Origin of the sequence: Micromonospora orduensis (assembly GCF_006228125.1) — a bacterium.
Classification (GTDB): Bacteria; Actinomycetota; Actinomycetes; order Mycobacteriales; family Micromonosporaceae; genus Micromonospora; species Micromonospora orduensis.
The window spans coordinates 1-7,864 of record NZ_VDFY01000309.1; the positions used below are offsets into that span (position 1 = coordinate 1).

8 protein-coding genes and 1 tRNA gene are annotated in these 7,864 nt (G+C 68.8%); 7 read left to right on the top strand and 2 right to left on the bottom strand.

All coding sequences use genetic code 11. From position 1 onward, the window contains the following. The first annotated feature begins 138 nt into the window (after positions 1–138). The 5 genes from FHG89_RS32080 to clpX all read left to right on the top strand — a co-directional run bounded on the left by FHG89_RS32080 (position 139) and on the right by clpX (position 4,691). Positions 139–212: transfer RNA gene (locus FHG89_RS32080), tRNA-Pro, on the top strand. A gap of 116 nt (positions 213–328) precedes the next feature. After that, positions 329–1,675 (top strand): trigger factor, encoded by a 1,347-nt coding sequence (gene tig / locus FHG89_RS32085; protein WP_167517581.1) that lies wholly within the window; start codon positions 329–331, stop codon positions 1,673–1,675. A gap of 194 nt (positions 1,676–1,869) precedes the next feature. Further along, positions 1,870–2,511, top strand: a complete 642-nt coding sequence (locus FHG89_RS32090; RefSeq protein WP_007464111.1) for an ATP-dependent Clp protease proteolytic subunit — start codon at positions 1,870–1,872, stop codon at positions 2,509–2,511. A gap of 10 nt (positions 2,512–2,521) precedes the next feature. Next, on the top strand, positions 2,522–3,184 hold the full coding sequence (locus FHG89_RS32095; RefSeq protein WP_121652300.1) for an ATP-dependent Clp protease proteolytic subunit: 663 nt from the start codon (positions 2,522–2,524) through the stop codon (positions 3,182–3,184). A 211-nt stretch (positions 3,185–3,395) separates the two neighbouring features. Continuing rightward, complete coding sequence (clpX, locus tag FHG89_RS32100; RefSeq protein ID WP_139588132.1) at positions 3,396–4,691, top strand: ATP-dependent Clp protease ATP-binding subunit ClpX; 1,296 nt, start codon at positions 3,396–3,398, stop codon at positions 4,689–4,691. 24 nt (positions 4,692–4,715) lie between these two features. Here clpX and FHG89_RS32105 read toward each other — a convergent pair whose 3' ends face one another. Beyond that, on the bottom strand, positions 4,716–5,342 hold the full coding sequence (locus FHG89_RS32105; RefSeq protein ID WP_139588133.1) for a helix-turn-helix domain-containing protein: 627 nt from the start codon (positions 5,340–5,342) through the stop codon (positions 4,716–4,718). A 41-nt stretch (positions 5,343–5,383) separates the two neighbouring features. Between FHG89_RS32105 and FHG89_RS32110 the strand changes: the two genes are divergently transcribed. Both FHG89_RS32110 and FHG89_RS32115 read left to right on the top strand, forming a co-directional pair. Further along, positions 5,384–6,217 (top strand): DMT family transporter, encoded by an 834-nt coding sequence (locus tag FHG89_RS32110; protein WP_139588134.1) that lies wholly within the window; start codon positions 5,384–5,386, stop codon positions 6,215–6,217. A gap of 39 nt (positions 6,218–6,256) precedes the next feature. Continuing rightward, positions 6,257–7,054 (top strand): carbon-nitrogen hydrolase family protein, encoded by a 798-nt coding sequence (locus FHG89_RS32115; protein WP_139588135.1) that lies wholly within the window; start codon positions 6,257–6,259, stop codon positions 7,052–7,054. 4 nt (positions 7,055–7,058) lie between these two features. Here FHG89_RS32115 and FHG89_RS32120 read toward each other — a convergent pair whose 3' ends face one another. Further along, complete coding sequence (locus FHG89_RS32120; RefSeq protein ID WP_139588136.1) at positions 7,059–7,283, bottom strand: hypothetical protein; 225 nt, start codon at positions 7,281–7,283, stop codon at positions 7,059–7,061. Between the last annotated feature and the right edge of the window lie 581 nt (positions 7,284–7,864).

Consider the following 7,864-nt stretch of genomic DNA (forward strand, 5'->3'; position numbering starts at 1 on the left):
GTCCCCACCCGGACAGAATCCCGGAAATCGCCGCAGCGTCGCAGGTGGGCGCGATGCGGCGATTTCCGGGATTCTGTCCGGGTGGGGACGCCCCGGCACCGCCCGGGGCGCGTGGACGGCATAGACTGCACGTCGCCACGGGGTGTGGCGCAGTTTGGTAGCGCACTCGCTTTGGGAGCGAGGGGCCGTGGGTTCAAATCCCGCCACCCCGACTGTTGTCCGCGTCCGGTCGCCCCGGGCGCTAGCAGCCGGCCGCGCCGGCTCGCCTACACTCGATGGGCCAATCGAAGGCCCAGAATCAAACCCAGATCCGTCAAGGAGTACGCCTGTGAAGAGCACCGTCGAGACTCTGAGCCCGACGCGCGTGCGGCTCGCCATCGAGGTGCCGTTCGTCGAGCTCGAGCCGAGCCTCAAGAAGGCGTACCGGGAGATCGGTTCGCAGGTCCAGGTTCCCGGCTTCCGTCGGGGCAAGGTGCCGACCGCGGTGATCGACCAGCGGGTGGGCCGGGGGACCGTCCTCAACGAGGCGGTCCAGGACGCCATCCCGGAGAACATCATGGCCGCGGTGCGCGAGCACGACCTGAAGACGCTGGGGCGTCCGGAGGTCGAGATCACCGAGTTCAACGACGGTGACTCGCTGAACTTCACCGCCGAGGTCGACGTCCGCCCGGAGATCACGCTGCCCGACGCGAGCACCATCGAGGTGACGGTCGACGAGCTGCAGATCGACGAGAGCGAGATCGACGAGCAGGTGAAGAACCTGCGGGAGCGGTTCGCCACCCTCAAGACGGTCGAGCGGGCCGCCGCCGAGGGCGACTACGTGCAGATCGACCTGAACGCCACGGTCGACGGCGAGGACGTGCCGGGCGGTCAGGCCAGCAACATTTCCCACGAGGTGGGCAGCAAGCAGCTCCTGCCGGGCCTGGACGAGGCCGTGGTGGGTCTCGCCGCCGGTGAGAGCACCACCTTCACCACCCAGCTCGTCGGCGGTGACTTCGCCGGCCGGGACGCCGAGGTGGCGGTGACCGTGCGCACGGTCAAGGAGAAGGAGCTGCCGGAGCTGAACGACGAGTTCGCGCAGATGGCCAGCGAGTTCGACACGATCGAGGAGCTGCGCGGCGACCTGCGGGCGCGGGTCACCCAGGGCAAGCAGGTCGAGCAGATCTACGCCGCTCGGGACAAGGCCCTGGCCCAGCTCGTCGAGGCCGCCGAGGTGCCGGCGCCGGAGGGTGTCGTCCGCGAGGAGGTCGCCAGCCGCAAGCAGGCGATGGTCGACCAGCTCGAGCGGATCGGCGCCTCCCTGGAGGAGTACCTGGCCGCCGAGGAGAAGACCGAGGAGCAGATCGACGCCGAGCTGACCGAGGCGGCGACCGAGGGCGTCAAGGTGCAGCTCCTGCTGGACACGTTGGCCGACGCGGAGGACGTGCAGGTCTCCGACGACGAGTTCGGGCACGAGATCGTGCACCGGGCGCAGCGCGCCGGCATGGCTCCGCAGCAGTACTACGACCAGCTGGTGCGCTCCGGCGCGGCCGCCGCGGTCTTCGGTGACGTGCGGCGGGGCAAGGCGCTCGCAGCCGTCATGGAGCGGATCACGATCAAGGACTCGGCCGGCAACGAGGTCACCCTGGACGCGCTGCGCGCCGCCAACGAGGCGGAGCACAACCACGAGCACTGATCGTCGGGTGCGGCCGCCGTCCGCCGCTGCGCGGTGCACGGCGGCCGAATCCTTTCCGGGGTACGCCCGGACGCCCGCGCCGCGGGTGCGCCTGACACAGCTGCGCTGAGAGCGAACAGTGTCCCGACCGGGACTCTGCCGCCCCGCACAGCGGTTAGTGTCGGGAAAGACGGTACGGAGAGCGAAGGGCTGCCATGACCGACATGCACATCCCCAAGAAGTCGCTCCGGGCGATTGACGCGCGCGGTGGCGACTCCATTGGCAACCTCGACGACTCGGTCTACAACCGGTTGCTCAAGGAACGCATCATCTTCCTGGGCAGTGAGGTGACCGACCAGGTCGCCAACCGCATCTGCGCGCAGCTGCTGCTGCTCGCCGCGGAGGACCCGGACCGCGACATCAACCTGTGGATCAACTCGCCGGGTGGCTCGGTCTACTCCGGCATGGCGATCTACGACACCATGCAGTTCATCGACAACGACGTGTCGACCGTGGCGATGGGCATGGCGGCCTCGATGGGCCAGCTGCTGCTCTGCGCCGGCACCAAGGGCAAGCGGTACGCGCTGCCGCACGCCCGGATCATGATGCACCAGCCGTCCGGTGGTCTGGGCGGTACGGCGTCCGACATCGCCATCCAGGCGGAGCAGATGCTCTACACGAAGCGGATGTTCCAGGAGCGGGTCGCGCACCACACCGGCCAGAGCCAGTCGCAGATCGAGGCGGACTCGGACCGGGACCGTTGGTTCACCGCCCAGGAGGCCATGGACTACGGCTTCATCGACAAGGTGATCATCGGGGCCGCTCAGGTTCCGGATGGCGCCGGGACCCTGAGCTGAGGAGCTGACGATGACCGATCTGAGCTTGCCGCCCCAGTTCGCGGCCGTGCACAACCGCTACGTCCTGCCGTCGTTCGTCGAGCGCACGTCGTACGGGGTCAAGGAGTCGAACCCGTACAACAAGCTCTTCGAGGACCGGATCATCTTCCTCGGTGTGCAGGTGGACGACGCGTCGGCCAACGACGTGATGGCCCAGCTGCTCACGCTGGAGGGCACCGACCCGGACCGCGACATCATCATGTACATCAACTCGCCCGGTGGCTCGTTCACGGCCATGACGGCGATCTACGACACCATGCAGTACGTCCGTCCGGACATCTCGACGGTCTGCCTCGGGCAGGCCGCCAGCGCGGCGGCGGTGCTGCTGTCGGCGGGTACGCCGGGTAAGCGGATGGCTCTTCCGAACTCGCGGATCATCATCCACCAGCCGGCCACCGAGGGCGGCTACGGGCAGGGCTCGGACATCGAGATCCAGGCTCGGGAGATCCTGCGGATGCGGACGCAGTTGGAGGACATGCTGTCCCGCCACTGCAACCGCCCGATCGAGCAGGTCCGCAAGGACATCGACCGTGACAAGATCATGACGGCCGAGGAGTCCAAGGAGTACGGGCTGGTGGACACGATCCTGACCAGCCGCAAGAAGGGTCTGCTGGCTGCCAACGCGGCCAGCTGAATCAGTACCGGGTCAGGGGTTGGCCGGGGCGTTGGTTCCCGGCCGACCTCTGACACACCCGTTTTGGGGGTCGGAGAATGTCCCGCCAGCGGGTAACGTCGGGTCCGTACCGCTTCGCCGGTTGGGCCGGTGTGGCGAACCAAGCCGGGCGGCGTGCAGCGTCCGCAGGTCAGGGCCGGGTCTCCGGCCGATGAGTGCAGGGAGAACGTAGGTGGCACGGATCGGTGACGGCGGCGACCTACTGAAATGCTCCTTCTGCGGCAAGTCGCAGAAGCAGGTGAAGAAGCTCATCGCGGGCCCCGGGGTCTACATCTGCGACGAGTGCATCGATCTCTGTAACGAGATCATCGAAGAGGAGCTGGCCGAGTCCGGCGAGGTGAAGTGGGAAGAGCTTCCCAAGCCGATGGAGATCTGCCAGTTCCTCGACAACTACGTCGTCGGGCAGGATCAGGCCAAGAAGGCGCTCGCCGTAGCGGTCTACAACCACTACAAGCGCATCCAGGCCGAGGCGGCCGGTGCGCCGGGCTCCGGCAGTGACGCGGTCGAGCTGGCCAAGTCCAACATCCTGCTGCTCGGGCCGACGGGGTGCGGCAAGACCCACCTGGCGCAGACGCTCGCCCGGATGTTGAACGTCCCGTTCGCCATCGCGGACGCCACGGCGCTTACCGAGGCGGGCTACGTCGGTGAGGATGTGGAGAACATCCTCCTCAAGCTGATCCAGGCCGCGGACTACGACATCAAGCGCGCCGAGACCGGCATCATCTACATCGACGAGGTCGACAAGATCGCCCGTAAGTCGGAGAACCCGTCGATCACACGGGACGTCTCCGGTGAGGGTGTGCAGCAGGCGCTGCTCAAGATGCTGGAAGGCACGGTGGCCAACGTGCCGCCGCAGGGCGGTCGTAAGCACCCGCACCAGGAGTTCATCCAGATCGACACCACAAACGTGCTGTTCATCTGCGGTGGTGCGTTCGCCGGTCTTGATCAGATCATCGAATCCCGCACCGGCCAGGGCGGCACCGGTTTCGGCGCACGGCTCCGGTCGGTGTCCGACCGGTCGACCGATGACATCTTCAGCCAGGTCATGCCGGAGGACATGCTCAAGTTCGGCCTGATCCCCGAGTTCGTCGGCCGGCTCCCAGTGATCACCAACGTGCGCAGCCTGGACCGCAGCGCCCTGGTGCGCATCCTCACCGAGCCGCGCAACGCGCTGGTCCGGCAGTACCAGCGGCTCTTCGAGCTGGACGGGGTCGAGCTGGAGTTCGACGAGCCGGCGTTGGAGGCGATCGCCGACCAGGCGATGCTGCGGGGCACGGGCGCCCGTGGTCTGCGGGCCATCATCGAGGAGGTTCTGCTCTCCGCGATGTTCGAGGTCCCGAGCAACCCGGACGCCGCCCGGGTGCTGATCACCCGCGAGGTGGTCCTGGAGAACGTCAACCCGACGATCGTTCCGCGCGAGTTCACCGGGCGTCGGGCCCGGCGGGACCGCGAGGAGAAGTCCGCCTGATCCTCCCCGTGTCACGCCGGTCGCTCACTCCTGACGCGGCCGGCGTGATCGCGTTCGGCGGTCCCACTCGCCCGACGGGGTGACGGTCACCATCATCAGCCGGGTCGGCTCGTCGGTGTCGTTGCGGTATCCGTGCTCGCGATCGGCGTGAAACTCGATGGTCTCGCCGGCGCGGACGGGGTGGTCCTGCCCGTCGACCCGGACGACCACGGCGCCGTCCAGCACGTGCAGCACCTCCCGGGTGCCGCGCGGGTGGTCGAGGGATCGGTGAGCCTCTCCGGGCGCCATCCGCCAGTCCCAGAGTTCGACGAGGTCCGGCTCGCCCAGTCCGCTCAGCAGGTGGCCGGTGCCGCCGTGCTCGCCCTGCCAGAGCAGGGGCGCCTCGACGGCGGGGGTGATCTTCACGGTGTGTTCCTCGGCCGGTTCGAGCAGGTGGGCGATGTTGACGCCGAACGCGTCGGCGACCCGGCAGAGCGTGCCGACGCTCGGGTTGGTCCGGGCGCCCTCGATCTGCACGAGCATCCCCTTGCTCACCCCGGACCGACCGGCCAGTTCCTCGAAGGACCAGCCTCGGGCGGCCCGTAGGTCGCGTACCTGTCGGGCGACCGCGGAAGTCACCGCGCCCACCCGGTCGCCCCCGGTGTCGGTCATTAAACTATCCTTCGCGGTCACTATTATGGTACGACAGACAGATGCTACCCATTGTCCTCGCCGCGGTGTCCGCGATCGCGTTCGGCGCCGCCGACTTCTCCGGCGGAAAGGCGTCCCGCCGCGCCGACCCGATCGCCGTGACAGTGGTCTCCCAACTGCTGAGCGTCCCACTGCTGGTCGTCCTGGTGCTGCTGGTGCCCGGCACTCCCACGGCCGGAGACATCGCCTGGGGGCTCGCCGCAGGCGTGGCAGGCGCAGCCGGCGTCATGCTCCTCTACCGGGCGCTCGCCGGCGGGATGATGGCCGTCGTCGCGCCGATCACCGCGATCACCGCCGCCGTGGTGCCGATCATCGCCGGCCTGTTCACGGCTACCTTCCCGGGCGGCCCGGCCCTGACCGGAGCGGGTCTCGCCGTGTTGGCCATCGCGCTGGTGAGCCTGGGGGAGGGCGGCAGCCGTCGAGCCGCTCCAACTCGGCTGGTCGGGCTCGCCCTCGCCGCCGGGGCGCTCTTCGGCGTCTTCTTCACGCTCCTCGGCCAGGCCGACGAGAGCGCCGGCATGTGGCCGGTGGCAGCGGTGCGGGCCAGTTCGATCGCGTTCGGGCTCGCGCTGGCCGCCGGCACCGGCGTCCGACTGCGGCTCGGCCGGCGCGTACTGGTCTGGGCGGCCGTCGCCGGCCTGCTCGACGGCGCCGCCAACGCGCTGTTCCTGGGCGCGGCGGCCCGAGGCCACCTGAGCATCATCGCGGCGATCACCGCGCTCTATCCGGCCAGTACGGTGCTGCTCGCACTCGTCGTCGACCGGGAACGGCTCCGCCCGGTCCAGGTCGCCGGGCTCGGTTTCGCCGCCGGAGCGCTGGTGCTGGCGAGCATCTGACGCTGTCCCCACCGGCCGGTGCGGTCGTACCCTGGGCTCATGCGCGTCGCCGTCTGCCAGCTGAACGCCCGGGACGACCGCAAGGCCAATCTGGCCGCCGCGGAGGTCCTGCTGGAACGCGCCGCCGCCGACGGCGCGGACCTCGCCGTCCTTCCGGAGTACGTCGACTATCTCGGTCCTGCCGCCGGGCTGCCGGAGCCCGAGCCGGTCGACGGGGAGGTGGGCAGCTTCTTCGCCGGGGTGGCCCGGCGGCTCGGGATGTGGTTGGTCGCGGGCTCGTTCCACGAGGCCGGGCCGGACCCGGAGCGCACCTGGAACACGTCGCTGGTCTTCGACAGGTCCGGCAGCCTGGCCGCGAGCTACCGCAAGATCCACCTGTACGACGTGGAGATCCCGGGCCGGGTCTCCTACCGGGAGTCGGCGACCGTGGCACCCGGGACTCAACCGGTCGTGGTCGACGTCGAGGGTCTGCGGGTGGGCCTGTCGATCTGTTACGACCTGCGTTTTCCGGAGCTGTACCGGGCACTGGCCACCGACGGTGGGGCCCAGCTGCTGGTGGTCCCCGCGGCGTTCATGATGCACACCGGCCGGGATCACTGGGAGGTCCTGTTGCGGGCCCGGGCGATCGAGAACCAGTGTTTCGTGGCGGCTGCCGGTCAGACCGGCGACCATGAGCCCGGCCGCACCTGTTTCGGGCGCAGCATGGTGGTCGACCCGTGGGGGACCGTCCTCACGCAACTGCCGGACGGGCCGGGGGTGGCGGTGGCCGACCTCGATCTCGACCGGCTCGCCGTCATCCGGAGCGAACTGCCCAGCCTGGCCAACCGCCGGCTCTGAGCCTTCAGCCCTCGAGCAGTACGCCGATCACCGCGAGCCCCGCGATGGCCCCGGCGGTGACCAGCAGCGCGGTGGTCATCCGCGATCGACCCCGTCGGGCCAGCCGCCCGACCGAGAGCACCAGGACGACCAGCACGACCGCGCCGATCACCACCTGCCAGAAGGGCAGGAGGAGACCGAGCAGCGCCTCCTCGGCGACCACCGTGGTGCGAAGCCCGGAGTCATCCATGCCTGACACTCTGGCACGCCCGGCCGTCCCGCGTCGCCGGGTGGGCCGACGAGTCCAGCGGCGGGATCGCCCCAACCAGTGATGAACCCTGATTTGCCTTCTCCGGGCCGTCCGCGTAACTTTCTCTCTGCACGGGGGAGGCCGGACAAACCGGCTAAGAACGGGCGCCAGGCTCGTGGCGGGAACGCCGAGCGAGACTGAGGATCGGGCGGTGCGGAACATCCCGGAGACGGGGTTGCGAACGCGAAGCCGACCGGGTAGAGTGCTGAAGCCGGCAGGAGCCGGGCGGAGAGCCGCGAAGCGGCGATCGGCCGGTCTGCGGCTTCCCATGACAGCAACGACCGCCGGATACGGCGTGCGTCATCGTGGGTCCGGACGAACAAGATTGATCACCTCGGATACGAGGTTGACAATGAAAGTTCGGCCAAGTAGGTTTGAGCGGTTGCCCCGAAACGGGTTCCACTGAGTGTGGTGCTTCTGATCGGTGTGTGGTTGTTCTTTGAGAACTCAACAGGGTGCTTGTAAAGCCAGTGCCAATTATGATTTATACCCCGGACTGGTCAGGCCTTTGGTTTGGCTGG